This is a genomic window from Ruegeria sp. CDSC051, assembly GCF_059610665.1.
The window spans coordinates 1,019,439-1,046,002 of record NZ_JBXWOC010000001.1 but is presented as its reverse complement, the minus strand read 5'-3'; the positions used below and the strand labels follow the sequence as shown (position 1 = coordinate 1,046,002).

The window sequence follows — 26,564 nt, the reverse complement described above, 5'->3', positions numbered from 1 at the left end:
CTGCAAGGCAACGTAATCCGCCCGTTTAGTCAGGGCGGGCAGGGTTCTTTACTCATTCGCGGGTTGCATCACTTTCACAGGAGAACAACCTCATGAACCCGTTTACCCAGCCATTTGAATTTCAGGCAGCAGCAATTCGATTTGCCGGTGAGGCAATGACCAACCATTTGAAAATCATGCAAATTCTGACTAACTCTGCGATTGAACTGCCCTTCGCCCAGGTTCAGGCCCTGCGTGTCGCCTCCGAAAAGACTGTTGCTGACGTGAAGGCACCTGAGTTCAAATCTCAGGCGATGCCTGTGGTCAATGCTGATCCGCAACCTGCGGCAAAGGTCAAAGTGGCCGTCCAGAAAAAGGTAGAAGTCAAGGCAAAGGCCGAATCGCCCAAGCCCGCCCTGGCGAAACCTGTGACAAAAGCCAGAGCGTCGGGGGGTGCGAAAAAGGCACAGACCAAATCCGCGGCAAAACCTGCAGTGGCAAAAGCCGCAGCCCCAAAAGTCGCAGCTAGGCCCGCTGCCCCCAAAGCCGCTACGGCAAAGCCTGCTGTTACCAAAACCGTAACTGCCAAATCTGAAACGCCCAAAGTAGAAGCCGCTAAACCTGCTGCAGTTAGGCCTGCAGTGGTAAAATCTGCTGCTCCCGCCGCTGCGATCGACGCTGCTGTTGCAAAAACCGCAGCTGTTAAACCCGTAGCGTCCAAGGTGAAGGCAGATCGGGTCGCAACCGCCAAACCTGCACCCGCAAATCCGGCCGCGTCGAAGACACAGGCGGGACAGGCGGCAGCTGCACGCCGGTCACGCGCGCCTTCGAAACCGCCCGTGATGCCCGTCTCGAGCGGCAAAACCGAAAAGTAATCGGGACATCCGCTTGACACAGTCGTGCAGGCGCGCCAACGCTGCGCCTCATGACGGACATGCGCCCGGTAGGATATGTGATTGGCCTGTTGGTCGCCATTCTTGGGGCGACCATGATGTTGCCCATGCTTGCGGACCTTATCGAGGGCCGCGGCGAATGGCATGTTTTCCTTGAAAGCAGCGTTATTACCATTCTGACCGGCGCTGTCCTTTCTATGAGCTGCTCAAATGGCGTTGGCGAAGGGTTGACGATCCGCCAGACCTTTCTGCTCACGACCGGCGTTTGGGTGGCTTTGCCTTTATTTGGGGCAATTCCTTTCCTGTTCGGGGAAACCGAGCTGCGCTTTGTAGATGCCTATTTCGAGGCCATGTCTGGCCTTACGACCACGGGATCGACCGTGATTTCCGGGCTCGACGGGCTGCCGCAGGGGTTGCTTTTGTGGCGCGGTGTGCTGCAATGGCTGGGCGGTATCGGGATCATCGTTGTTGCAATGGTTTTTCTGCCCGAGCTTCGGGTCGGAGGAATGCAGATCTTCCGTTCGGAAGGTTTCGAAACCATGGGTAAGATCCTGCCGCGGGCGCAAGAAATCGCAGGCCAGATTTCCCTGATCTACGTGTTCCTGACCGTGGTCTGCGCGCTTGTTTACACCGGTCTTGGCATGAGCTTTTTTGACGCCGTGGTTCATTCTATGACCACAATCTCGACCGGTGGGTTTTCAAACTATGATGCATCGTTCGGTACCTTCTCGGGTCCGGCGGAATATGCGGCGTCGATTTTCATGATCCTCGCTGCCCTGCCATTTGTGCGTTATGTTCAGTTTGCCAATGGCAGCACCGGCTCCCTGTTCCGCGACAGTCAGATTCGGGCGTTTTTGGCCACGATCCTGATTCTTGTAGCCGTCATGGCGGTGTTTTTGACCTCTGTCTTTCCGCATCACTGGGAGCAGGCGGTGCGGGAATCGCTGTTCAACATCACATCGATCATTTCAGGTACCGGATATGCCAGCGTCGATTATATGGGTTGGGGCAGTTTTCCGATCATGGTGTTCTTCCTGATTGGCCTGATCGGAGGGTGTGCGGGATCAACTGCCTGTTCGATCAAGATTTTCCGCTATCAACTGCTGTTTGCATCCATCAAAACTCAAATCCGGCGTATCCGTTCACCGCATGGGGTGTTCATGCCTCTCTATGACGGGCGTCCCATCGGAACGGATGTCCTGACTTCGGTCATGAGCTTTTTCATGTTCTTCGTATTGTCTTTGGGTTTTCTGGCATGGGCGCTGGCGCTGACCGGGCTGGATTTCATTACCTCTGTCTCGGGTGCAGCAACAGCGTTGGCCAATGTTGGTCCGGGCCTTGGGGATCAGATCGGACCAGCGGGTAATTTCAGCGGGCTCAGCGATACAGCCAAATGGTTACTATCTGCGGGGATGCTGGTCGGTCGGCTTGAACTGCTCGCGGTCTATGCGCTGTTCACAGTCCATTTCTGGAGAAGTTGATGAAAAGACCACTTGGCGCTCAAATCTCGCACATGCTCCGGGATCGGGGTGTTGATGTGATTTTTGGTATCCCCGGCGTCCATAATCAAGAGATGTATCGCGGGATCGAAGAAGCCGGCATCACCCATGTTCTTGCGCGTCACGAGCAGGGGGCCGGTTTCATGGCGGACGGATATGCGCGGGCAAGCGGCAATCCTGGCGTGGCCTATGTGATCACAGGGCCTGGGCTGTGCAACATCATGACACCCATGGGGCAGGGGTATTCGGATTCGGTGCCAATGCTGGTGCTGTCCTCCTGCCTTGATGATGATCAGGCGCTGCAGGGACAGCTTCATCAGATGAAGGATCAACGTGCCGCCGGAGAAACGGTCGCGGATTGGTCGTTGCAGGCTAATACAGCTTCGGCCGCCTATGGCCTGGTTGAACGTGCTTTCGAAGAGTTCGCGTTGAGCCGCCCCAGACCCAAGCACATACAGGTGCCGATTTCGCAACTTAAGGCACAGGCTGACCCAGCCCCATTCCCGAACCAGCCGGGTTTGCGGACAAAGGCTCTGCCGCCGGACGTCGCGCCGGTCTTGTCGATGCTGAACATCGCGCGCAGGCCGCTGTTCATTCTGGGAGGCGGTGCAAGATCAAACCTGTGGCGGCAGATTCTGACACAGATCGGAGCGGCCTGTTTCACCACCTATGCGGGGCGTGGAATGGTGGGGTTGGATTATGCGTTGGATTTTGGCGCTGCCTTGTCTCGCCCCGAAAGCGCCCAGATCATCGCCTCCGCCGATCTTGTGGTGGTCGTCGGAGCCGAGCTGGGTGAGGTCGATCTGTGGCGCGATGCGCTGGGGCATACGGCCAATATGATCCGCATTGATCTGGACCCTCAGGTCCTGTCGGACCATCATCGGGCCTCGGTCAAGTTGCAGGCGGATGGCGAAAGCTTTGCCCACGCGATGTGGGCGTCTATTGACCATGTCAAACCGGCAAATGGCTGGTCCTCGGATGAGGTCTCCGAAGCCCGCAGTAAATGGCGCGCCGAGATTGACGCAGAACGGCCCGGAATTGTCCCGGTGTTGGATGCCTTGCGTAAGGCAATGCCAGCGGATGTGATGGTGTATTCGGACATGACCCAGTTCGCCTATGTTGCCAAGGGGGTGTGGGAAATGCCTTTCCCCTATCATTGGCACCACCCGAACGGCTTTGGCACGCTGGGCTATGCGTTGCCGGCTGGAATAGGTGGCGCTATCGCGCGGCCGGGCAGGCCGACTGCTGTGATTGCTGGGGATTATGGCTTTCACTACACGATGATGGAATTGGGCGTGGCGGTAGAGCTGGGTTTGCCCCTGCCGATCATTCTTTGGGACAATGGCAAGCTGAAAGAGATCGAAGACAGCATGGTGGGCAGTCAGATCGCCCCGAATGCTGTCGTTGCGCGTAACCCTGACTTTTGCAAACTGGCCGAGGCATTCGGCGCCTTGTCTGCCGCGCCCTCAACACTGGAAGACATGCAGTCTGCGGTGCGAAAAGCGTTTACCGCTAAGGGGCCGACATTGATCCGGATCACTCCGGACATATGGCGCGCAGAATAAAAAACGCCGCCCGGATGGGCGGCGTTAATGCGCGATTTTACGAACTCAATCCCAGCATTGTACCAGAACAGTCATCCCATTTGCCCGGCGGCTAAGCTCATTGGGTGAGACCTGCGTGGCGGCGGTGGCGCTGGATTGACCTGCCAGCCCAGCCTTGCTCAGCGCCTTGTTCAGGCTCTCTGTATTGGCAGACAGGCTGACCGAGGCGGGCAGGGTCCGCCCATCCGTCGGGGTCGGCAAAAGCATCCCGACCACCTGACCGTTGCCGTCAAACACGGGGCCTCCTGCATCGCCGGGTTGGGTGGCCAGCGCCAGACGCTTCACGCCATCCTCACCGTTCAGGCCGCGCAGGTCGGCGATCTGCCCATATGATAGCGTCGGACCGCCCAATACGCCCTGATACGAGAATCCGGAGACCGCAACCTCGGACTGAATCCGCGGCTTGGTGCTGCTGAACTCGGCCACGCTGATCGGGGAAAGGTCGCGGCTTGGCCGCAGAACGGCGATGCCGAGATTGGGATCGGTCGAGGCGACCTCAAGCTCGTGCGCGCCGTCCAGCGTGATCCGCGAGCAGCTATCTGCCGCCTCGGTCACGGTCAGGACGGTGCCTTTGGCATCCGCAAAGAACCCCGAGCGTGACAGGCGCGGTTTGCGAACCTGCAGGCCGGATACAAGATCAATGCTTTGAGCAGCGTCCGATCCGGCGGCGGCGTCAAGAACCGCATCAGTGGTGCTAAAGCCCGCTTTCATGGCGGCAAGAACGCGGGTACGGCGCGCCTCGTCCCCTTCGGGCCAGACCAGGGTAAAACCTTTAATCTGACCATCTTTCAGCTTGGCCTCGGTATAGGATACAATGTCATTGCCGCGACCTTCCAGCGTAAAGCTGTCACCGCGCAGCTGGCGAGGGCCTTCAAGCGGAACGATTTCCAGCGACTGCATGACTTCAAAAAGGGCCCGCAGGGTTGCTTTGGTGCCATCCTGACTGATCAGCAGGGCCTGAGCATTCAGGTCGGTCGAGCCGTTGAAATGCACGAAGGGGGCCTCGTAACGGTCGAATGCAACAACACCCAGCGGCATGGCCATCTCGATACCTGCCTGTGGGTCTGTGTAGAGCTGCATTCCCGCGCTGATTAATGGCGCGTTATAGTCATCCATCAAGGCCTTGCGCTGTGCCGTGGTCAAAACCCCGGTCGCCTCGTATCCGTTGAAACTTTGCCAGTCGCCCATCGAGCGGCGTGTCCCCTGACCAAAGGCACCGTCAATCGTCGAATTGTAGAAACCGGCTGCCTGAAGTGCGGTTTGAAGGCCCATACGCTCCTGCGCGCTCAGCAATCGTTCGCTTTGCAGCGCCTGTGATCTGGTTTCATCGGCAATTTGCGGGGTTGCCTCGGCCACTGGTTGTTCCGGTTCAGATGCGACCGGCGCTGTCACAGCGGCCTGGTCCTGAGTATTCGCACTGACCGGCCAGAACTGCTGCCCCAGTGTGTTCGAGAAGGCGATAAAGCTGTCGGCTGGAATTTGCCCCTCTGCGCGGTACACCCGCAGAACTTGCTCGGCATCGCCGCGCAGATACGGGCCGATCACAATGGCATACCAGCCCGAATTCAGGCGAAATCCATTTACGTCTGGCAACGCGCCAGAATAGGTTTGTGCGCGTTCCTGGGCTTCACGCAGCGAAGGCTGCGCCTCGACCTGGACCCAAACACCTCCGTCTTGCTGCGCAAATGATGCTCGCACGCCGAAAAGGAAAAGAACTGAAATTACCGTTAATATGCGTCTCATTGTGTGCCTGTGTCCGCGGTGTTTTTCTGCGATGAAGAGTACGCGATATGCGGGTTGAAACACCATGCCTGGAATACGGGGAATTTCCAGTTTGGCCGCTCAGTGGCTTCCCGGGCACACTGTCCCGTTGACGCCCCTTGGCCCCTTGCATAGGAAGGGCAAAACCCACCGGAACAGGGCGCAATGGCGTCCAAAGGGAATGTGATGACCGTTAAGTCCAACGCACCTCGCTCTTTTCAGGAGATCATCCTGCGCCTTCAGACCTATTGGGCGTCAAAAGGCTGCGCCATTCTGCAGCCCTATGACATGGAGGTCGGGGCAGGGACATTCCATCCAGCGACTACTTTGCGCGCTTTGGGGTCCAAGTCCTGGGCCGCAGCTTATGTGCAACCCTCGCGCCGCCCAACAGATGGGCGTTATGGCGAGAACCCCAATCGCTTGCAGCACTATTACCAGTATCAGGTGTTGATCAAGCCTAGCCCGCCGGACCTGCAGGCGTTGTATCTGGGCAGCCTTGAGGCAATCGGCATCGACATGGACCTGCATGACATCCGGTTTGTCGAGGATGACTGGGAAAGCCCAACGCTGGGCGCCTGGGGCCTGGGCTGGGAGGTCTGGTGCGACGGCATGGAAGTCAGCCAGTTCACCTATTTCCAACAGGTCGGAGGCCATGACTGCGCGCCGGTTTCAGGTGAATTGACCTATGGGTTGGAGCGGCTGGCGATGTATGTGCTGGGTGTTGATCACGTGATGGACATGCCCTTCAACGATCCGCAGTCACCCAGCCCGCTGACCTATGGTGACATATTCAAGCAGACCGAAGAAGAATATGCCCGCTGGAACTTTGACGTGGCCAACACCGAAGTCCTACTGCGCCATTTCGAAGAGGCCGAGTCCGAATGCGCCAATATTCTGGCGCAAGAGCATGACGATCCAAAAACCGGTAAGCGTATCGTAATGGCGCACCCGGCCTATGATCAGTGCATCAAGGCATCACATATCTTTAACCTGTTGGATGCGCGTGGCGTGATCTCGGTGACGGAACGGCAGGCCTATATTGGGCGCGTGCGGACCTTGGCAAAGCAATGCGCCGACGCCTTCGTTCAGACCGATGCCGCCGGGTACGAGGTCTGATGCGGCAGTTACGCCAAACCGGGAAGCAGAACTTTAAGTCCGTCCGCGATCATGCTGATTGCGATGGCAGACAGGATCATACCCATAAAGCGGCTCATGATCACCCGAGCGTTGTCCGAAAGCCGCTTGGACAGCGCCGCGGCGTTCCAGAATGTGACGAACAGCAAAAACAGCACTGCCAGAAAAACGCCCGCATAGAGTATGACGTCCATAGGTTTGGACATTTGATGTGCATAGAGGATCAACGTTGTGATTGTGCCAGGCCCAACGAGGATGGGAAAGGCCAACGGATAAAAGGCGACGGTGTCGGGCTCGGGATAAGATTTCTTTTCGCCTTCGGTTCCGTGATGCGCCGTGCTCTCGGTGCCGCTCAGCATGTTCAGGCCGATCATCAGGACAACAAGACCGCCCGCAACGCGCAGATCATTGACGCTGATGCCGAACAGTCCCAATGTCTTGCTGCCAATGGCTGCAAAAGCACCGCCCAGGATCAGACAGTAGGTGACGGTTTTCACCGCAACCTTGCGTTGATCTGCGGGGGTCAGACCATCAGTCACGCTCAGAAAAACGGGCAAGTTGGTGATCGGGTTCATGATCGCAAAAAGCGCGCCGAAAAAACCTGCGGCGAGAGTCGTGTCCATTTTCATTACCCTAATGTCAGCCTGTATCAGGTTGGAAACTGGCCCATTTTTGACCTCAATGAAAGAGGCCACGTGAATAGGATGCTCGAACGATGACCGGAAAACTACTTGCTATTCTCCTTCTTGGGTCGGCTGTTCTAGCTGGTGGGGCCATGTACTATCTCCAAGTTTACGGCTTTTATTATGAAGTGGTCTCAAAGCCGGGACAGGATGTCCGTTTGCTAGCAATCGGCGCAGATGAGCCCGAGACCATCGCCTATACGGACTTTCAGGCGATTGATGCGGACAGCTCTCCGATTCGATACCGCGCCTGCTTTGAAACTGACCTGACGCCAGCAGATCTGGCTGGTTATCAGACCGCCAATGACCCCGAACCGTTGACGGCGCCCGGATGGTTTGAGTGCTACGATGCCATCGAGATTGCCAACGCGTTGCAGACCGGTCAGGCGCAGGCCTTTATCGGGGCTAAGAATATACACTTTGGCGTGGACCGGATCGTCGCTGTAACCCAGGATGGAAAAGGCTATGTTTGGCACGCGCTGAACAACTGCGGGGAAAAGGCCTATGACGGCACGGTCGTCGGAGAGGAATGCCCGCAGCAACCGGAAACGGGGCAATGACTTATCTCATCCCGGATATGATCGCCGCCACGTTGGGTCTGGCTGTATATCTTTTGGGGGCGGAGTTGAACACGCAGGTGAAGCTGCTTCAGCGCTTCAACATACCCGAACCGGTCAGCGGCGGGTTGGTCGCAGCGCTGGTGATGTTGGGATTATACATGGCCACAGGCATCTCATTCGATTTTGAGATGGCCACGCGGGATTACATGCTGGTGCTGTTTTTTGCGGCAATCGGCCTGAATGCCCGGTTCCTGGATCTGCTTACCGGCGGCAAACCTCTGTTCTTGCTGTTGGTTCTGACACTGATCACCATCATCATGCAAAACGGCATTGGTGCCGTCGGGGCGGTTGCATTTGGCTTTCCTGCCCAATCCGGAGTGTTATTCGGATCAGCTGCCCTGATCGGAGGGCATGGAACCGCCATTGCATGGGCGCCGGACGTTGGTGCCGTAACTGGGTTGGAAGGCGCGACCGAGTTGGGGGTCGCAGTGGCGACATTGGGTCTGGTGTTGGCCGCGGTGGTTGGCGGTCCTGTGGCCAAGTATCTTGTCGAACGCTATAATCTGACCCCCGACCGCCCCAACGAAGAACTGACAGTTGGTGTCGCAACCGAAGAACAGCGTTATCCCGATATTACGCCGCTTGGACTGATGCGGGTCATGCTGTACCTCCATCTTGCCATTATCGTTGGCTACGGTGTGAATGTCCTGATCGCAGAGGCCGGCCTGAAACTTCCCCTGTTTGTACCTTGTCTGATCATTGCCATTTTGATCGGCAACCTGCGCAGCTGGTTGCGGCCAAATGCAGTTCCCGTCAGCCGCACATCCGCGCTTGGGCTGGTTTCAGAGCTTGCGTTGGGTACCTTTCTGGCCATGTCGCTGATGAGCCTGCAGTTGTGGACGATTGCGGAACTTGGTGTGACCATTTTGGTCGTACTGGCGGCACAAACCGCCTTTACGGTAATCTTCGTTATCTACGTGTTGTTTCCGGTGATGGGGTCAGGATATCGCGCTGCAGTTCTGGCCGCCGGGTTCGGTGGGTTTGCGCTGGGCGCAACTCCGACCGCCATTGCCAATATGACCGCTGTAACCAAGCGATATGGCCCTTCACCTATTGCCTTTATCGTACTGCCCCTTGTATCCGCCTTTTTTGTGGATATCGCTAATGCCATCGTCATCCAGACGATCGTCAATTTCTAAGGACCGACTATGCCCGACCTGCTGATCGAACTGTTTTCCGAGGAAATCCCTGCACGCATGCAAACCCGTGCCGGTGAAGACCTGAAAAAGCGGATCACCGATGGTCTGGTCGAGGCCGGTCTGACCTATGCCGGGGCCGCCTCTCTGACCACGCCCCGTCGTCTGACTTTGGCGGTCGAAGGCTTGCTGGCCGAAAGCCCGTCCATCCGCGAGGAACGCAAAGGCCCGAAAGTGGGCGCACCCGATAAGGCCATCGAAGGCTTCCTGCGCGGCGCCGGCCTGACCCGCGATCAGTTGGAAGAGCGTGAAACGCCCAAAGGTGCGGTCTATTTCGCGATGATCGAAAAGCCTGGTCGCCCGGCGGCTGATATCGTGGCCGACGTGCTTGAGGCGACCATTAGGAACTTCCCCTGGCCCAAGTCGATGCGCTGGGGCAGTGGACCGATGCGCTGGGTACGTCCGCTGCATTCGATCCTGTGCCTCCTCAGCGATGAGGCAGGCGCGCAGGTCGTGCCTCTTGAGGTCGAAGGGATCAAATCCGGCGACACGACCGAGGGCCACCGTTTTATGGCCCCGAACCGGTTTTCTGTCACGTCGTTCGAGGATTATGCCGCCAAGCTGAAACGCGCCTTTGTTGTGCTATCGCCTGAGGAACGCGCCGAACACATCTGGAACGACGCGCAGAACATGGCGTTTGCCGCCGGTCTGGAAGTGGTCGATGACAAGGGCCTGCTGGCCGAGGTCGCCGGGCTGGTCGAATGGCCCGTGGTGCTCATGGGGCAGATCGACGAGGAATTCCTGGAACTGCCGCCCGAGGTGCTGCAGACCTCGATGAAGGAACACCAGAAATTCTTTTCTGTGAAGAACCCCAAAACCGGCCGGATTGAACGCTTTATCACCGTCGCCAACCGCGAGACCGCCGATAATGGCGCGACCATTCTGGCGGGGAACCAGAAGGTGCTGTCGGCCCGTCTGGCGGATGCCAAGTTCTTTTGGGAGAATGACCTGCGCGTTGCCAAGTCGGATATGACCCAATGGACCCGCGCATTAGAGAACGTGACCTTCCACAACAAACTGGGCACACAGGCGGAACGGATCGACCGCATCGCAGCACTAGCCCGCGAACTGGCCCCAGTGGTCGGAGCGGACGCAGATCAGGCCGAGAAAGCCGCGCGTCTGGCCAAAGCCGACCTGAGCTCGGAAATGGTCTATGAATTCCCCGAACTTCAGGGGCTTATGGGGCGCTATTACATCGAAGCCGCAGGTGAAGACGCCGCTGTCGCCGCCGTGGCGCAGGAGCATTATTCGCCTCTGGGTCCGTCTGACGATGTGCCAACAGCACCGCTTTCAGTGACCGTGGCGCTAGCCGATAAGCTGGACACGCTGACTGGGTTCTGGGCGATTGATGAGAAACCGACCGGGTCGAAAGACCCGTTTGCCCTGCGCCGGGCGGCGTTGGGGGTTATTCGGTTGGTTCTGGAGAATAATCTTCGATTTGGATTTCTTTCGACAGCTTGGAAATGCGTTAAGAAATGCGGAACCGACAGAGAACTAGAGCATCTTGAAAAAATCTTTAGAAACCAAATTCAGGCGGATGCAGATACCCTCAAACGATTTGGGCTTGAAGGCTTACCCAAAGAAGGTGTGAAAGACTTCTTTGCTGACCTTCAATCCAATCTTCAAGAAAACCTCAAAGAGTGGATCGTGCGTGACCATGCCACAACTCGCGACCTCCTCTCGTTCTTCCACGACCGCCTCAAAACCTTCCTCCGCGACGAGGGCATCCGCCACGACATCATCGACGCCTGCATCGCGATGGAGGGGAATGACGACCTCAACCTGCTGGTCAAACGTGCGCGCGCGCTGAATGCGGTGATCGCGACCGAGGATGGGGAAAACCTCGTGCAGGGGTTCAAGCGGGCCAACAATATCCTGTCTCAGGCGGAAGAGAAGGATGGGGTGGAATACTCCTATGGTGCAGATGTGAAATTTGCCGAAACAGACAGCGAGAAAGCGCTGTTTGCAGCATTGGATCAGGCTCAGGCACAGATCGGCACAGCGCTGGCGTCCGAAGATTTCCCGGCCGCGATGACGGCTATGTCCGCGCTGCGCGGGCCGGTGGATGCGTTCTTTGAGGATGTGCAGGTCAATACCGACAATGACATCCTGCGCCGCAACCGTCTGAACCTGCTAAGCCAGATCCGCAAGGTCTGTTCCAGCGTCGCCGATCTGACCCGGATCGAAGGATAACGCCCTTGCGCCAAGGGCGCAGGGGCTTATGCTGCGGTGAAATCAAAAGGTGCCGCAGTGCAGAATAATCCGCATACCACTCTGATCACAGCCGAAGCGCCCGTAGCGGCGAATACTCATGGCGGGCGCGCGAAATGCCTGCAGCGCCTGGTTCGGCTGGATTTTCCCGTACCACGAACGGTTGCATTGTCCTTTGATGCAGTGCAGCGGATCGCCGACGGGCAGGTGCCCGACATTGCGGCCATTCTCGAACAGTTCGACGAGGCGGCGCTGCTATGTGTTCGTCCAAGTTCCGAGGACCCCGATTGGGGCGGGCCTGGGGCAATCCTCAACATCGGTATGAATGATGCGCGCTATGTGGATCTGTCAGACGAGATGGGGAACGAGGCCGCGGCTGCACTGTCGCTGCGCTTTGTTCAAAGCTATGCCATTCATGTGGCGCGTCTGGATGCGGATGTGTTTGACGACATCGAGGCCGATGGGCTGGAAGGTTTGCGCCAGTCGTTGCGGGCCTATGAGGATGAGACCGACGAGCCCTTCCCACAGGATCGTGGTGAGCAGCTGGTCGCGGTTCTGCGTTCGATGGCGCGGGCTTGGGATGGAACCTCAGCCCGGCTGTTACGCCAGGCAAAAGGTGCGCCAGCGGATGCAGGTCTGGGCCTGGTCATTCAGGAGATGGTCCCGGGTGTGGGGCAGGGTGAATGCGGGTCCGGCGTTCTGCAACTGATTGATCCGACAACAGGGCTGCAGCAGATAACCGGTCGTTACCTCAGCCAAAGCCAGGGGCGGGACGCGTTGGGCGAGGGGGTCGCGGCGCTGTATCTGGAAAAGGATCCGCGCGGTAAGTCGCTTGAGGAAGTTGCGCCCAAGGCATTCGCGGAACTCAAGGCACATGCTGCAATCATGCGCGAAAAGCTGCGTGAGGAAATGCAGGTCGAATTCGTCATCGAAAATGGGCACGTTCACATTCTGGACGGTGTGCGCGTGCAGCGCAGTGCCCGTGCTGCCATGCGGATTGCCGTTCGGTTGGCCGAGGATGGCATCATTCCTCAGCAAGAGGCGGTGATGCGGGTCGATCCGCATTCTCTGAACGAGTTGCTGCACCGGCAGGTTCACCCCGACGCGCGCCGCGATGTGCTGACCACAGGCATTGCAGCCAGTCCAGGGGCGGCAACCGGAAAGCTTGTGTTTACTGCGGCCGAGGCGCAGGCCAGTGCCGCGCGGGGCGAGCCCTGTATTCTGGTGCGCCGAGAGACGTCCCCGGAAGATGTCCGGGGAATGCACGCCGCAGTGGCTGTTCTGACCGAAAAGGGTGGGATGACCAGCCATGCGGCCGTGATCGGTCGCGGCTTGGGCCTGCCTTGCATCGTTGGCGCCTCTGAAATGCGGTTTCAGACCAAAGAGAAGATGTTGACAGCTCAGGATGGCCGCGTTTTCAAAACGGGCGACAAGCTGACGATAGACGGAACTTCGGGGCAGGTTCTGGCGGGGCAGCCCGCGATGCTTGAGGCGGCGTTAGACGATTGTTTTCAGACGCTTATGAGCTGGGCAGACGCCGAACGTGATATTGAGATCCGCGCCAATGCCGATACGCCTGCGGATGCGCAGACCGCTCGGAACTTTTCGGCACAAGGGATCGGCCTGTGCCGGACGGAACATATGTTCTTTGATCCCGGCCGCCTGATCGTGATGCGCGAAATGATCTTTGCCCAAACCTCTTCCGGTCGTGCGGCGGTTCTGGAACGTCTGCTTCCGATGCAACGCGCAGATTTCGTGCAACTCTTTCGAATTATGGAAGGTCAACCGGTCTGTATCCGCCTGTTCGATCCGCCGTTGCATGAGTTCCTGCCCACGACTCGCAGTGGCCAGCGTGAATTAGCAGAGGCACTTGATCTGCCGGTTTCGGATGTGGAACGCCGTGTCGCTGAGATGACCGAATATAATCCGATGTTGGGATTGCGCGGCGTCAGGCTGGGCATCACGGTGCCGGAAATCTATGATATGCAGGCCCGGGCAATCTTTGAGGCGACGCTTGAGGCCAGCAAAGAGGGCGCTCTGGTGGTCCCCGAGGTGATGATACCGCTGGTTTCGGCCAAGCGCGAGGTTGAGCTTGTCAAATCTCGGATAGACACGGTTGCGGCGTCGGTAGCCGCTGAACGAGGGCAAGAGTTCGAATATCGGCTGGGGGTCATGGTGGAAACGCCGCGTGCCTGCCTGCGGGCGGACGAAATCGCTCCACAAACTGCGTTCCTTAGCTTCGGCACCAATGATTTGACCCAAATGACCTACGGATTGTCTCGTGATGATGCTGGTCGTTTCATGTCTGCTTATGTGCGTCAGGGTGTTTTCGCCGAGGACCCGTTCCACGTGCTAGATCCCGATGGTGTAGGGGAATTGCTGAAGCTGGGGTCTGAACGCGGACGCCGGGTTCAGCCGGACGTGACCCTGTCGGTCTGTGGTGAACATGGCGGAAACCCCGAATCAATCGCAATTTGTCGGGATTTGGGGTTCGACTATGTGTCATGTTCACCCTTCCGGGTACCTGTCGCTCGGCTGGCTGCCGCTCAACTGGCGATTTCGTCCAGACTTGGGGGTTGACAGTAACGGCCGACCCAAGGATTAGTGGGAAAAGAAGGTAGCCGTCGTCAACTTATTTTGACGTTACGGCGATTTTCCACTTGCATCTTCTTCTGATCTGGACGTTTCCGATTCAATTCGGTATGAGCCTCATCGCGCCCGCCGGGGGAGGGTATGGCGCAGAATGTGCCTGTGCGAGGTTATCTGATGCTAAGATATATTCTGGCTGTTGCCGTTATGGCGACAACCATGCTGCCTAGTGTGTCCTTCGCTGAGAGGGAAGCAACCGATACTGCGAAACGTGAGCTGGTCGCCCGTAGCGAACTGCCCGGTCAGAATTTTCGCGATTATCTGAATTTGTTCAAGCCCCGACAGGAGCCTGAGCCGAAAGAAGTGTCCTACTCCAAGAGCTGGTTGGACGAGCAACCCACCGCCACCGGAGGCGAACAGTTCAAGTGCCTGGCCGAGGCGTTGTACTTTGAAGCGCGCGGCGAAGGCGTGCGCGGTCAGTTTGCTGTGGCGGAAGTAATCCTCAACCGTGTTGCCAGCAGCCGCTTTCCCGACACGCTGTGTGGTGTGATCAATCAGGGCACAGGTAAGAAATACCAGTGCCAGTTCACCTATACCTGTGACGGTCAAGAGGAAGTGATCCGTGAAAAGAAGGCCTATGAGCGTGTAGCGAAAGTCGCGCGTACAGCCATCGACGGGGCTGCCAAAAAGCTCACCGAAGGGGCTACGCATTATCACACGACTGCAGTGCGCCCGTCTTGGGCCAAGGTCTACAAGGAAACCGCGCGTATCGGTGTCCATATTTTCTACCGTCACAACTATCAGACGGCGAGTAACTGATTGACGCACCCGCGCTGGAACCCTACTGGCGCGGGACGAAAATCGGTTTAGATTGCGGGTCCAGGAGGCCCGTATTGGTGTTATCACGCAGACAGATTTTGCAATCCGGTACAGCAATGTTGCTGTTGCCCAAGGCAGTGCATGCCGCAATAGATGATTTGGTTGCCCAGATCGTCTCCCGACAGCTGGCCCCTGACGGGTACCCCGAGACCTCGGTTTGGTCCTTTGGTGGAAATGTGCCCGGTTCAGAAATTCGCCTGCGCAAAGGGCAAAGCGTCCGGCGCAGATTGGTAAACGATTTACCCCAACCCGCTACGATCCACTGGCATGGCATTCGGATTGTCAATGCAATGGACGGAGTCCCGGGTCTGACGCAGGACGCTGTTCAGCCTGGCCACAGTTTTACCTATGACTTTGTGGTCCCGGATGCGGGAACATATTGGTATCATGCCCATAACCGATCCATGGAGCAGGTTGCGCGTGGCCTCTACGGCCCATTGATTGTCGAAGAAGATAATCTGCCTGATGTGGATCAGGATTTGACCCTTGTCCTGGACGACTGGCGGTTGACCCCGGAAACCGGGCAGATCGTAGAAGATTTTGATAACCAGCACGACCTCAGCCACGCCGGGCGTTTGGGTAATCTCGTCACAGTTAATGGCCAGTTTGATCCAGAATATGCAGTGGCGCGCGGCGCGCGCCTGAGGCTGCGGCTGATCAATGCGGCAAATGCCAGGATATTCGATCTGGGGCTTGATGGTCTGACAGGTTGGATCGTCGCTTTGGATGGAATGCCTCTGGTTGACCCTTTGCCGGTTTCCGGGAACGTCCCGCTTGCACCTGCTCAGCGGATGGATCTGATCGTGGATGTGCAAAGTGATGAGGGTCAGATTGCCGGGCTTGTAAGTCAAGAACGCGGTGACAGCTTCGGTCTGGTTCGGCTTGCGGTGGCCGGTCAGGCGGCGGCAAACAGGACTGGAATCCGCCCTTTGCCAGCAAATGAGATGCCTAAGGTTCGGCTGGACGACGCACTGATCCATCGCATGACGCTGCAAGGCGGGGCCATGCGCTGGCTGGATTCCGCCAATTTGGGCGAGACCGAGCTATCAGGCCGTGAATTGGCCCAACTCGGGAGGTTTTGGGCATTGAATGGCTATTCTGATCGACCGGATGAGCCGTTTCTGGATGCGCGATTGGGAAGTGCTCATCAGATTGAGTTTGTCAATGAAACGGCGTTTCCCCACGCTATGCACCTGCATGGGCACCATTTCCGCATCATCCTGGATGACGGCACGCTGGGCCCCTGGCGCGACACGATACTGATAGGGCGGGGTCAGACCCGTAAAATCGCGCTGATTGCTGACAATCCAGGCGACTGGTTGTTACACTGCCACATGCTGGGTCATTCAGCATCGGGAATGATGAGCTGGTTTCGCGTCAGCTGACGCCGCATTCGAAGACTGGAATGGCGCTTGTTGCAGTGTTATAGGGCCTGCAATGTGTAAATAGGTCCGAAAAGTCCACCAAGCCCAAAGGGTCAACCGCATGAGTTCTGAAATCCGTCTTGCCTTTGCGCACCCCTCCGAGCGGTCCGAAGCGACAGCCACGCGGGGACCTCTGGATCGCATTTCTCTGCGGGACCATATTGTCGAGGTCGAAATTGGCGCTTTTCAGGCCGAGCGCGGAACGACGCAACGCATTTGCTTTAATATCGTTGTCGAGGTGCGCCCTTTGACCGATCCGATTGACGACGATGTTGATCGCATTTTGTCATATGATCGTGTGACCGAGGCTATCGCCTTTGAACTGTCAGCCGAGCGGTTGAACCTGCTGGAAACTCTGGCAGATCGGATTGCGGAAAGAATTTTGCTTGAGCCTCAGGCCGTAAGGGCTTTTGTCAGAATAGAAAAGCTGGACCGAGGACCCGGCGCTTTGGGCGTCGAGATCGTGCGCGGTAAAGATGCATCTCACCACGATCTGGTCGAGGAAGAGCGTCCGCACCCGCGTTTGGCCTTCCTGTCAAACGAAGCAATCGCTTCGGACAATCTGACCGGTTGGATCGACCAGTTGGAGAATCGGAAACGCCCCTTGATCCTATGCGTTGGGGCGGCGGAGATGGCCGTTTCACAAACTGGGCACGCCATGACACAACGCCGGATCGACCTTTTAGCCATCGAGCAAAACGCCTGGGTATTGGCCGCGCGTGACCTGCGCTGTGTCGTCGTTTCCACGCGGACTGAATTGGATTGGGCCATGAAGAACGGACAGATTTGCGTTTGGGCACCGTCCAAGATCGTTCTTGATGCGGTGGATGGGCCATCTGCCGCACCCTCTGACGCGGTCGCTTTGGCGGCATGGTTTGCCGCGACTTTCGAAGCAAGTGAGCTGTTGGTTTTCGGAGGCGCCCTGCCGGACTCGCCGCAGATTCCGCTGCGCGCTGTGCCGGTGGATCAGGCGACCCTGTGACTGCTTACTACCGCCCTTTGGTTCAGCATGGTGAGGCGCGCCCCGAGGGGGCGGTCGCCTTGGCCGGTCAGGGGCTGTGGTTCACCCATGTCGAACGCCTCAGCCGGACCGCAGCCGCGCGCATCCTCCCGGCTGCGCAGGTTCCCGGCGATGTGCTGGATCGGCTGACACGTCCACGGGCCGCTATTTCTGGCGTTGCGATGGATCGGCCCCAGATCATGGGCATCCTCAATGCCACGCCGGACAGTTTCTCGGATGGCGGGGTGCATAACTCGGTCGAGGCGGCACAGGCTGCGGCGCGGGACATGGTCGCGCAGGACGCCAGTATTCTTGATATCGGAGGCGAGTCGACACGCCCCGGCGCAAGTTTTGTTCCTGAAGACGAGGAAATCGCCCGTACCGAACCGCTGATCAAAGCGATCAGATCGGCCACCGATGCGCTGATTTCCATAGACACCCGCAAAGCCGCCGTCGCCAAAGCCGCCTGGAAAGCCGGGGCAGGGCTGATCAATGACGTCTCGGGCTTTACCTTCGACCCGGACCTTGCGCCGTTCTGTGCCCAGGTTGGGGCCCCTGTCTGCGTGATGCACATGCAGGGCGATCCCGGTTCGATGCAGGACGACCCGACTTACGACAGTGTTTTGCTGGATGTTTATGACTTCCTACATGGGCAGGTTGGTTTTCTTGAAGACCTCGGCATGAGCCGGGACCAGATCATTATCGACCCTGGCATAGGATTTGGCAAAACCGAAAAGCACAATCTTATCCTTCTGCAGAATCTCAGCCTGTTTCACTGTTTGGGGTGTCCGATCCTGCTGGGCGTATCCCGAAAGGGGTTTATCGGGCAGATAGGCAAAGAGCCCCGCAAAGACGCGCGTGCGCCGGGATCCATCGCCGTGGGGCTGGCCGGATTGGCACAGGGTGTGCAGATCCTGCGTGTTCATGACGTCGCTGAAACCGCTCAGGCCTTGCGTCTATGGGCCGCCGTCCGGTAATCCGGTCACAACAAGCAAGAATTTACGGAGAGATACCAATGCGCAAGCTGTTCGGAACCGATGGGGTGCGTGGCACCGCCAATACGCATCCGATCACGGCTGAGATGGCCCTGCGCATGGGGGCCGCGGTTGGGCGGTACTTCCGACGTGACCAATCCGGCGTGCACCGTGTTGTTATTGGCAAGGATACGCGCCTGTCTGGGTATATGCTGGAAAACGCGCTGACGGCGGGGCTGACCTCGACCGGGATGAATGTTTTGCTGCTGGGACCGGTCCCAACGCCGGCTGTCGGCCTGATGACGCGGTCAATGCGCGCCGATCTGGGCGTGATGATCTCGGCCAGTCACAACCCCGCCGAAGACAACGGGATCAAGTTTTTCGGGCCTGATGGCTTCAAGCTGTCGGATCAGGCGGAAATTGAAATCGAACGGCTGATCGAAGAAGGGGTTAAGCCTGCGCAGGCGCAAAATATCGGTCGGGCCCGCCGGGTAGACGATGCGCGGTTTCGCTATGGCGAGCGGGTGAAATCTTCGCTATCCCGCGATCTTAGACTGGACGGTCTCAAAGTGGTGGTGGATTGCGCCAATGGCGCCGCGCACCGCACTGCGCCCGAAGTTTTGTGGGAACTTGGGGCCGAGGTCATTCCTGTAGGCACATCTCCTAACGGTAAGAATATCAACCTGAATTGCGGTTCGACCAGACCTCAGCTTGCAGCTGAAACAGTGGTGGCGCACGGGGCCGATGTCGGGATCTGCCTGGATGGTGATGCCGATCGGGTTGTGATCGTGGATGAGCACGGACACGTGGCCGACGGCGATCAGTTGATGGCGTTGTTGGCGACCTCTTGGGCCAAGGCCGACCGCCTGCGCGGCGGCGCCTTGGTCGCGACAGTTATGTCCAACCTTGGTCTCGAACGCCATCTCGGTTCGCAGGGGCTCAGGCTTGAACGAACGGCCGTAGGCGACCGCTATGTAGTCGAGCGGATGCGTGAAGGAGATTTCAACCTGGGTGGTGAACAATCTGGCCACATCGTCATGAGCGACTATGCGACCACAGGCGATGGCCTCATGGCGGGCCTGCATTTCCTGGCTGAAATGGTACATTCCGGGCGCAACGCATCCGAACTGTCGGTTCAGTTCGAAACAGTACCGCAACTGTTGAAGAACGTGCGCTATGGCGAGGGGCAGGCCCCGCTGGAAACAGCTGGTGTGAAAGCCGCAATCTCGGATGCCGAAGAGCGTCTAAAAGGAAAAGGCCGATTACTGATCCGTAAATCCGGCACTGAACCTCTGATCCGCGTCATGGCGGAGTGTGAAGATGATCAGCTGTTGGCCCAAGTCGTTGACAGTATCGTTGCTGAGGTCGCGGCGGTTGCAGGCTAGCGACCGGCCAGCATTCTGCGCAGGCTGAACCACTGGCTGATCGCTAGTCCGGTCAGGATCATCGCCAGAGCAACGTAAAACCGTATCGGCAATGCCTCGGACAGAATCCACGCGCCAAATACCATCGACCATATCGGTACTTGGTAGTTGACCAGCGTCAGAAAAACAGACCCGGCGCTGCGAATAATCGAGACGCGCAACAACGTGGCAAAGGCGGTCGGAACAAGGCCCAATGCGATTATGGCGAGGCTAGGCCGTGCGCCATGCCAATTTGGCACCCCTTCGGTTACCAGCATGATGGGCAACAAGATCGCCGCGCCGACCAGCAAAGTGAGCGCAGCCAGAACAACCGGATCGACCGGAGGGCATCTGCGCGTGAATATAGAAGCGCAGGAATAGCACAGTGCAGCACCAATACAGGCCAGCTGTGCCAGTGGTTCCGCACCTTGACCAAGCTGTGCAAGGCCAGGGCCAATCAGCACCAGCGCGCCTGCAAATCCAAGTGATACGCCAACAAAACGCCGCGCGTTGAGGGGCTCATCCGAAAAGAAATGTGCCAGTGGCAACACCATCAACGGGATGGCCGCCATCGAAAGGCCCGCAAAGGCGGACGGAACATATTGCTGGCCCCAGCTGAGAAGCAAAAAAGGTAGGGCCGTCGACAGAATGCCGATCACGATGATTGAGGGCCAAAGGCCCCGCGTGGATGTTGGCAATTTGCGACCCGTCGCCCCCATCAGCAGTATAAGGGTGAGCGCGCCCAGAGTCGTGCGCGCTGTTGCTACTGTGACGGGCCCGTACCCTTCGAGTGCGATGGCTACGACCATAAATGTGCCGCCCCAGATGAAGCCAAGTACAGCGACCATAAGCCAGTTTTTGTTGGTGATTTCAGAGGGTTCGCTCATGGTATTGCCTGCTTCGTCACAATTAGCTGCGAGTGTGGTATTGTAGGGGTATTGGAAAAAGAATTTGGAGACAAATTATGGACTACAAAGAAGTGAATGCTGTTTGCCAGCCCGGAGACGATGTGGCTTCACGAGATTGGTATGCTTGGAACAACAAGATGCCTCCGGGGCCCGCTAGGTTGATTGTGACGGGCATTGTCACGGTTGGTAATCCAGGGGTCGAGCCCATGTTGGTTATCGCCAATCCGCAGGGGATCAATCCCAGCCATTTGCTGCTCAACATCTTCCTCTGTCAGAAGCCCGGGAAATGGCCCTCGGTGGTTGTCGACAAGCCGGTGCGGTTCGAGCAGCATTCGAACCCGATGTATACCCATGTGGATATTGTTGGCGGGCCGTCGATAGAAATTTTTGACGCCCATTAAATGAATGACGCCGCCCCGGGGGGCGGCGTCACGATAGGATCAGTTCTTTTCCTGATCGACCAGTTTACCGGCCGAAATCCAGGGCATCATGTCCCGCAGCTTTTTGCCGACCACTTCGATCTGGTGCTCGTCATTGGAACGGCGCGAGGCTTTGATGGTGGGTTGACCCACAGCATTTTCCAGCATGAAGTCGCGTACGAACTTGCCGCTCTGGATGTCCGACAGGGTCTCTTTCATTGCCTTCTTGGTCTGCTCATAAGGCAGAATGCGCGGACCAGTGACGTACTGACCGTATTCAGCAGTGTTCGAGATCGAGTAATCCATGTTGGCGATTCCGCCTTCATAGATGAGGTCCACGATCAGCTTGGTTTCGTGCAGACACTCGAAATAGGCCATTTCGGGTGCATAACCAGCCTCGACCAGAGTTTCAAAGCCGCAGCGGATCAGCTCGACGATACCACCACACAGAACCGCCTGTTCACCGAATAGGTCGGTTTCGCATTCTTCGCGGAAGTTGGTCTCGATGATGCCCGAACGGCCGCCACCGATGGCCGAGCAATAGGACAGACCGATTTCCAGCGCTTTGCCGGTTGCGTCAGTGTCAACAGCCACAAGGCAGGGAACGCCGCCACCTTTGGTGTATTCACCACGGACGGTGTGGCCGGGGCCTTTGGGGGCCATCATGATGACGTCTACGCCTGCTTTCGGTTCGATCAGGCCAAAGTGAACATTCAGGCCGTGGGCGAACGCAATCGCAGCACCCGGCTTGATGTTGTCATGCACGTATTTCTTGTAAGTTTCGGCCTGCAATTCATCGGGCATGGTGAACATGATGACATCACACCAGGCTGCCGCTTCTGCAATGCCCATGACCGCCAGGCCTTCGGCTTCGGCTTTCCTAGCCGAAGGCGAGCCTTCGCGTAGGGCAACGACCAGATTCTTCGCGCCCGAGTCGCGCAGGTTCAGCGCGTGTGCATGACCCTGGCTGCCATAACCCAGGATGGCCACTTTTTTGTCTTTGATCAGGTTGATGTCGCAATCGCGATCGTAATAGACGCGCATGATGCTGGTCCTTTCTGTTTCGATTGCTGTGGGTTTTAAGGCGGTTTTCCAAGGATAGCGATACTGTTATCCTTGAATTATCAAGGATAACTCGAGTATCTATTCTTAAATTATAGTAAAAAAGAAAAAATCATGCTTGATGATGTTGACCGCAGGCTTCTGCGTCATTTCCAGGCCGACCCGACGCTGACAACCGCTGAGCTGGCCGAGCTTTGCCGTATCAGCACAAGTGTCTGCTGGCGGCGAATCGAAAAAATGCAAGAGGCCGGGATTATTCAAGCCCAAGGGGCGATCATTGACTGGGCCGCATTGGGATATGCGGTCGAGGTTTCATTGCGGGTGACGCTGGATAAGACCCAACCGCGTGCATTCGACGAGTTCATGGGTGTCGCGCGTGAGGTTCCCGAGGTGATCGAGATTCAGACCTTTTTGGGCCGTGTGGATGTGCGCTTATCTGTGCTTGCCAAGGATATGGCACATTACCAGCAGCTGTATCGTGACCGTATCCTGACTTTACCGCATATCGCAGATATCGAGGCATTGATGCATATCGCGCGGGTCAAAAGCGATGAGGTGCTGCCGCTATGACCGAATTGGATGAGCTCGACCGCAAAATTCTGCGCGCTCTGATCCAGGATGCAACGCAAAGCGCGGGTGCCTTGGGGCGTAAATTCGGCCTGTCTCAGCCCGCGATGTGGCGCCGTATCCGGAGGCTTGAAACGACGGGGATCATAAAGGGGCGCCACCTGCGTTTGAATGCAGAAGCGTTGGGGTTTGGGGTGACAGTCTTTCTGGGGGTCAAGTTAGCGCGGAAAGGTCAGGTCAGCCTTGAAGATTTCGAACGCGCCGTCAGTGCGATCCCCGAGGTTCAAACCGTTGAACATGTGTTGGGCCTATATGATTACCGTTTGCGCGTCGTGGCACGGGATCTCTCGGACTTTGAACGTGTTCTGCGCCGCCGGATAATGACTTTGCCCGGGGCCGGAGATGTCGAAGCCAATGTATTGCTGAGCGAAGAGAGGTTACCCGGGCCTATCGGCTAGGTCCGTTTCAGTACCTAGTGCGGATGTAATATCCGGGATGATGTGTCATGCGCGCAAAGGTAATTGGCTGCCCGTCTTTCCATGTCGTGCGCTCTAATTGGATCATGGACGTCCCCGAGGTTGTCCCCATGAATTCAGCCAGCCGTCCATCTGCCGAAATCGCGCAAAAGGCGACTTCAGCATCGGTGAAGGGGGCGGCGTGCAACAGCCACTCATGCGGGCCTTTGGTGTCGAGGTCAGCATGTTCCACTTCAGGAACTGCGTCGATATTGATCCAGCGCTCTTCCAGTTGAAACGGCCGGTTGTCTGCATAGTGCATGCAGACAATATGCAAAACACGCGCTTCTTGCGAGACGCTTAACTGAGAGGCAAGCCATCCGGGGCTGGAGACGATATTACGCTCGACCAGCGCATAACGATAGGTGGAGTTCTGCCCCTCGACATCCAGTCGGGTCAGGGAAAATTCCAGTTTTGCGTGTTTGCTGGGTTCTTTTTTGACCCGCGTTCCGCTTTTACGTTTTCTTTCAACGAAGCCCTGATCTGCCAGTTCCCGCAAAGCACGATTTACCGTGGCACGGGCACAATTAAATTCTTCTGCCAACTGGGTTTCTGTCGGCAGCACCGACCCCTGTGGCCAAACTCTGGTTTCTATTCGTCGTTTTACTTCGTCACGTACAAACTGAAAACTGATCCGCTTATGCGCAGTCACGAGTGAAAATACCTTTCTTCTCCAAAGTGTATGTATCTGGTCAGAAACACGTAGGGGTGTAAAGGGTTGCTGACACTGTTTGGCGTCATTAGTTGTCGATAGGGCCTTTGAGGCGTTAAAATTTTCTTAGGAAACCGGGTTCCGTCGGGTCAATTTTCAGTAATAACTGAGAGGCAGTGAGCGAAGTTGCGAACACCCGCTCGTTTCGTGAAATTTGAAAGGAATACCAATGCCCCCGCTTTTGGACAAAATTGACCCCAATGGGTTAGAGGAGTTTTCGGTCGTCTTCACCGATCGCTCGCTTAATCACATGTCGGTTCAGTTTCAGCATGTGATGCGCGACATCTCTGAGATGCTGAAAGGCGTTTACAACGCTGACGGTGTGGCCGTTATCCCGGGCGGTGGTACCTATGCAATGGAAGCAGTCGCGCGCCAGTTTGCCCGCAATGCCAATGTTCTGGTGGTCAGGAATGGCTGGTTTTCCTATCGGTGGAGCCAGATCATCGAGTCCGGTGGGTTGACGGCGTCGGCAACAGTTCTGAAGGCGCGCCAGACCGGCAACTCGGCAACGTCCCCATTTGCGCCTGCTCCGATCGAGGAAGTAATCGAAACGATCCGCGATGGGCGCCCGGATGTGGTCTTTGCGCCGCATGTCGAAACGGCGGCCGGGGTCATTCTGCCCGACGACTATATTTCGGCGATGGCAGCCGCAGCCCACGAGGTTGGGGCGCTGATGGTTCTGGATTGCATCGCTTCGGGCTGCGCATGGGTGGACATGAAGGCGACGGGTGTGGATGTCCTGATCTCGGCCCCTCAGAAAGGGTGGAGCGCATCGCCTTGCGCGGGTCTTGTCATGCTGTCCGAACAGGCTGAGGCAAGGCTGAAGGAGACGACTTCGGACAGTTTTGCCGTCGACCTGAAGAAATGGCGTCAGATCATGCAAGCCTATGAAAATGGCGGTCACGCCTATCACGCCACGATGCCAACAGATGCGCTGAAAGCCTTCCGCGACACGATGGCTGAGACTCGAGACTATGGCTTTGACAAACTGCGTGACGCCCAGTGGGCATTGGGGGACGGTGTACGGGCAATGCTGAAAGAGAAGGGCATTGTTTCTGTCGCTGCCGATGGGTTTGGTGCGCCGGGTGTGGTGGTCAGCTATACCTCGGATCCCAATATCCAGAACGGCAGCAAATTCGCCGCCTTGGGCATGCAGATCGCTGCTGGTGTACCCTTGCAATGTGATGAGCCAGACGGGTTCAGCACCTTCCGTCTGGGCCTGTTCGGTCTGGACAAGCTGTACGATGTTGACGGCACAATCGCGCGTCTAAAGCGCGTGCTGGACCAGGTTTTGTGACGATCGGGCTTTAGCGGACGCCGAGGCCCATCTGCATCAGCGTCTTGCGCACGGTCGGCAGCGAGTACAGCGCGTTCAACCCCATTGCACGTATGTCCCGTAAAGGCCGCGCTTCGATCATCGAGGCGCGGTTCAGCAAGTCGATACCCTTGACCCGGGCCTCGATCTCGGCATGACGCGCTTTGTGATAGGCATCCAACATCTGCGCGTCACCCAGGCCCTCGGGACGGGCCTGTGCCAAATCCAGCAGGCATCGCAGATCACCCAAGGACATGTTCAGCCCCTGCGCACCGATGGGGGGCACGACATGGGCGGCTTCGGCCATCAGGGCCACGCGTTCGCCCGAAAGGCGCTCTGCCGATTGGCTGATGATCGGCCAGATTGTTCGGCGTGAAGCCAGTTTCAACGGACCGAACAACCCGCAGGACCGTTCGGTCATCAGCGCTTCAAAGCTTTCCGGATCGGTGTTCAACAGCTCTACTGCGCGCGGGCCACGCTCCATCCAAACAATCGCGGACGAGGGCTGACTCTGCCAGTCGGGCAGGGGAACGAGCGTGAACGGGCCGCCGGACCTGTGAATCTCGGTCGAGACGTTCTGATGCGGGATCGAGTGTGTAACCGCGAAGGCCAACGCCTTTTGTCCATAGCGCGTGGTGTGCACGTTGATCCCGGCGGCCTCTCGCATGGGCGAGTTGCGACCATCTGCGGCGATCACCAGTTGACAGCGGATGCGCGTCCCGTCGCTCAGGCCAACGCGGGCTTCGGCTGTACGGGTGAACAAGCTGACCGTGCCCGTTCCGGGGCGAAAATCGACATTGGGCAGTTCAGCGAGACGGGCCACCATTTCGCGCCGCAAGAGCCAGTTTGGCAGGTTCCAACCAAAGGGCTGATCCGAGATATCCGCGGCATTGAAGTCGCGCACCACGCGCGGCTCGGGCACATCTCCGCCTGCATCCACAATCCGCATGATCTGAAGAGGGGCGGCATGCGCGTCGAGTTTTTCCCACAGCCCGCATTGTTCCAAAAGACCGTGGGCTGGTTGCAAAAACGCGGTAGTCCGTAAATCCGATCCGTCCACGTCCCGCTGGGTCACAGGAGGGGTGGGATCAACGCAGACCACATTGAATCCAGCCGCGCCAAAGGCCGCCGCTGCGGTCAAACCGGCAATTCCGCCGCCGGATATCAGGATGTCACACTGGTCGTTCATGGCGCCCTCTTTGGTTCTGAGCCGACCC

23 protein-coding genes are annotated in these 26,564 nt (G+C 57.5%); 17 read left to right on the top strand and 6 right to left on the bottom strand.

Translation table 11 applies throughout. The annotated features are described in order from the left end of the window. Positions 1-92 precede the first annotated feature (92 nt). Genes AC2FH0_RS05275 through AC2FH0_RS05265 form a run of 3 tightly spaced genes read left to right on the top strand, consistent with a single transcriptional unit; the run spans position 93 to position 3,936 of the window. Positions 93-854: a hypothetical protein gene (locus AC2FH0_RS05275; protein WP_496690762.1), complete on the top strand. Its 762-nt coding sequence runs from the start codon at positions 93-95 to the stop codon at positions 852-854. A gap of 50 nt (positions 855-904) precedes the next feature. Then, entirely contained in the window at positions 905-2,353 is a 1,449-nt protein-coding gene (locus AC2FH0_RS05270) for a TrkH family potassium uptake protein (RefSeq protein ID WP_142634535.1), read from the top strand. Next, on the top strand, positions 2,353-3,936 hold the full coding sequence (locus tag AC2FH0_RS05265) for a thiamine pyrophosphate-binding protein (protein WP_496788741.1): 1,584 nt from the start codon (positions 2,353-2,355) through the stop codon (positions 3,934-3,936). The genes AC2FH0_RS05270 and AC2FH0_RS05265 overlap by 1 nt, the downstream gene beginning before the upstream one ends. Before the next feature lie 45 nt (positions 3,937-3,981). Here the strand turns inward: AC2FH0_RS05265 and AC2FH0_RS05260 are convergent, their stop codons facing one another. Further along, a complete protein-coding gene (locus AC2FH0_RS05260) occupies positions 3,982-5,718 on the bottom strand; it encodes a serine protease (protein ID WP_496788740.1) in 1,737 nt (578 codons plus the stop codon). 204 nt (positions 5,719-5,922) lie between these two features. On the opposite strand from AC2FH0_RS05260, the gene AC2FH0_RS05255 reads away from it, so the two are divergent. Continuing rightward, positions 5,923-6,852, top strand: coding sequence for a glycine--tRNA ligase subunit alpha (locus AC2FH0_RS05255; RefSeq protein ID WP_496690759.1), 930 nt, complete (start codon positions 5,923-5,925; stop codon positions 6,850-6,852). Positions 6,853-6,860: 8 nt separating this feature from the next. Here the strand turns inward: AC2FH0_RS05255 and AC2FH0_RS05250 are convergent, their stop codons facing one another. After that, positions 6,861-7,493: a MarC family protein gene (locus AC2FH0_RS05250; RefSeq protein WP_496690758.1), complete on the bottom strand. Its 633-nt coding sequence runs from the start codon at positions 7,491-7,493 to the stop codon at positions 6,861-6,863. A 92-nt stretch (positions 7,494-7,585) separates the two neighbouring features. Here AC2FH0_RS05250 and AC2FH0_RS05245 point away from each other — a divergent pair, with 92 nt between their 5' ends. The 9 genes from AC2FH0_RS05245 (at position 7,586) to glmM (ending at position 19,831) form a co-directional block, all read left to right on the top strand. Further along, complete coding sequence (locus tag AC2FH0_RS05245) at positions 7,586-8,113, top strand: DUF6446 family protein (protein ID WP_496690757.1); 528 nt, start codon at positions 7,586-7,588, stop codon at positions 8,111-8,113. After that, positions 8,110-9,312 (top strand): sodium/glutamate symporter, encoded by a 1,203-nt coding sequence (gene gltS, locus AC2FH0_RS05240; RefSeq protein ID WP_496687541.1) that lies wholly within the window; start codon positions 8,110-8,112, stop codon positions 9,310-9,312. The genes AC2FH0_RS05245 and gltS overlap by 4 nt, the downstream gene beginning before the upstream one ends. A gap of 9 nt (positions 9,313-9,321) precedes the next feature. Then, positions 9,322-11,562, top strand: coding sequence for a glycine--tRNA ligase subunit beta (gene glyS / locus AC2FH0_RS05235; protein WP_271946404.1), 2,241 nt, complete (start codon positions 9,322-9,324; stop codon positions 11,560-11,562). A 36-nt stretch (positions 11,563-11,598) separates the two neighbouring features. Continuing rightward, positions 11,599-14,160, top strand: coding sequence for a putative PEP-binding protein (locus AC2FH0_RS05230; RefSeq protein ID WP_282021365.1), 2,562 nt, complete (start codon positions 11,599-11,601; stop codon positions 14,158-14,160). A gap of 153 nt (positions 14,161-14,313) precedes the next feature. Beyond that, positions 14,314-14,988: a cell wall hydrolase gene (locus AC2FH0_RS05225; protein ID WP_271946407.1), complete on the top strand. Its 675-nt coding sequence runs from the start codon at positions 14,314-14,316 to the stop codon at positions 14,986-14,988. Between the two features lie 116 nt (positions 14,989-15,104). Further along, complete coding sequence (locus AC2FH0_RS05220) at positions 15,105-16,433, top strand: multicopper oxidase family protein (protein WP_496788739.1); 1,329 nt, start codon at positions 15,105-15,107, stop codon at positions 16,431-16,433. Between the two features lie 100 nt (positions 16,434-16,533). Continuing rightward, complete coding sequence (locus AC2FH0_RS05215; protein WP_496788737.1) at positions 16,534-17,454, top strand: dihydroneopterin aldolase; 921 nt, start codon at positions 16,534-16,536, stop codon at positions 17,452-17,454. After that, on the top strand, positions 17,451-18,449 hold the full coding sequence (gene folP / locus AC2FH0_RS05210) for a dihydropteroate synthase (RefSeq protein WP_142634513.1): 999 nt from the start codon (positions 17,451-17,453) through the stop codon (positions 18,447-18,449). The genes AC2FH0_RS05215 and folP overlap by 4 nt, the downstream gene beginning before the upstream one ends. A 38-nt stretch (positions 18,450-18,487) precedes the next feature. After that, a complete protein-coding gene (glmM, locus tag AC2FH0_RS05205) occupies positions 18,488-19,831 on the top strand; it encodes a phosphoglucosamine mutase (RefSeq protein WP_281994791.1) in 1,344 nt (447 codons plus the stop codon). Here glmM and AC2FH0_RS05200 read toward each other — a convergent pair. After that, complete coding sequence (locus AC2FH0_RS05200; RefSeq protein ID WP_496709293.1) at positions 19,828-20,736, bottom strand: DMT family transporter; 909 nt, start codon at positions 20,734-20,736, stop codon at positions 19,828-19,830. The two genes, glmM and AC2FH0_RS05200, sit on opposite strands and share 4 nt — an antisense overlap. A gap of 77 nt (positions 20,737-20,813) precedes the next feature. Between AC2FH0_RS05200 and AC2FH0_RS05195 the strand changes: the two genes are divergently transcribed. Then, entirely contained in the window at positions 20,814-21,158 is a 345-nt protein-coding gene (locus tag AC2FH0_RS05195) for a hypothetical protein (protein ID WP_142634506.1), read from the top strand. Between the two features lie 39 nt (positions 21,159-21,197). On the opposite strand, the gene ilvC is transcribed toward AC2FH0_RS05195, so the two are convergent. Beyond that, positions 21,198-22,220, bottom strand: coding sequence for a ketol-acid reductoisomerase (ilvC, locus tag AC2FH0_RS05190; protein ID WP_142634504.1), 1,023 nt, complete (start codon positions 22,218-22,220; stop codon positions 21,198-21,200). A gap of 132 nt (positions 22,221-22,352) precedes the next feature. Between ilvC and AC2FH0_RS05185 the strand changes: the two genes are divergently transcribed. Both AC2FH0_RS05185 and AC2FH0_RS05180 read left to right on the top strand, forming a co-directional pair. Beyond that, positions 22,353-22,808 carry an Lrp/AsnC family transcriptional regulator gene (locus AC2FH0_RS05185; RefSeq protein WP_496788735.1) on the top strand — a complete coding sequence of 152 codons (456 nt, stop codon included), beginning with the start codon at positions 22,353-22,355 and terminating at the stop codon, positions 22,806-22,808. Further along, the gene (locus AC2FH0_RS05180; RefSeq protein ID WP_496700067.1) at positions 22,805-23,263 is read left to right on the top strand and encodes an Lrp/AsnC family transcriptional regulator; all 459 of its coding nucleotides are present in this window, start codon (positions 22,805-22,807) and stop codon (positions 23,261-23,263) included. The genes AC2FH0_RS05185 and AC2FH0_RS05180 overlap by 4 nt, the downstream gene beginning before the upstream one ends. 7 nt (positions 23,264-23,270) lie before the next feature. On the opposite strand, the gene hutC is transcribed toward AC2FH0_RS05180, so the two are convergent. Beyond that, the gene (gene hutC / locus AC2FH0_RS05175; protein WP_142634498.1) at positions 23,271-23,972 is read right to left on the bottom strand and encodes a histidine utilization transcriptional repressor HutC; all 702 of its coding nucleotides are present in this window, start codon (positions 23,970-23,972) and stop codon (positions 23,271-23,273) included. A 229-nt stretch (positions 23,973-24,201) separates the two neighbouring features. On the opposite strand from hutC, the gene AC2FH0_RS05170 reads away from it, so the two are divergent. Beyond that, the gene (locus tag AC2FH0_RS05170; protein ID WP_496788734.1) at positions 24,202-25,329 is read left to right on the top strand and encodes an aminotransferase class V-fold PLP-dependent enzyme; all 1,128 of its coding nucleotides are present in this window, start codon (positions 24,202-24,204) and stop codon (positions 25,327-25,329) included. Between the two features lie 10 nt (positions 25,330-25,339). On the opposite strand, the gene AC2FH0_RS05165 is transcribed toward AC2FH0_RS05170, so the two are convergent. Beyond that, positions 25,340-26,536 (bottom strand): UbiH/UbiF family hydroxylase, encoded by a 1,197-nt coding sequence (locus AC2FH0_RS05165; protein WP_496788733.1) that lies wholly within the window; start codon positions 26,534-26,536, stop codon positions 25,340-25,342. Positions 26,537-26,564 lie beyond the last annotated feature (28 nt).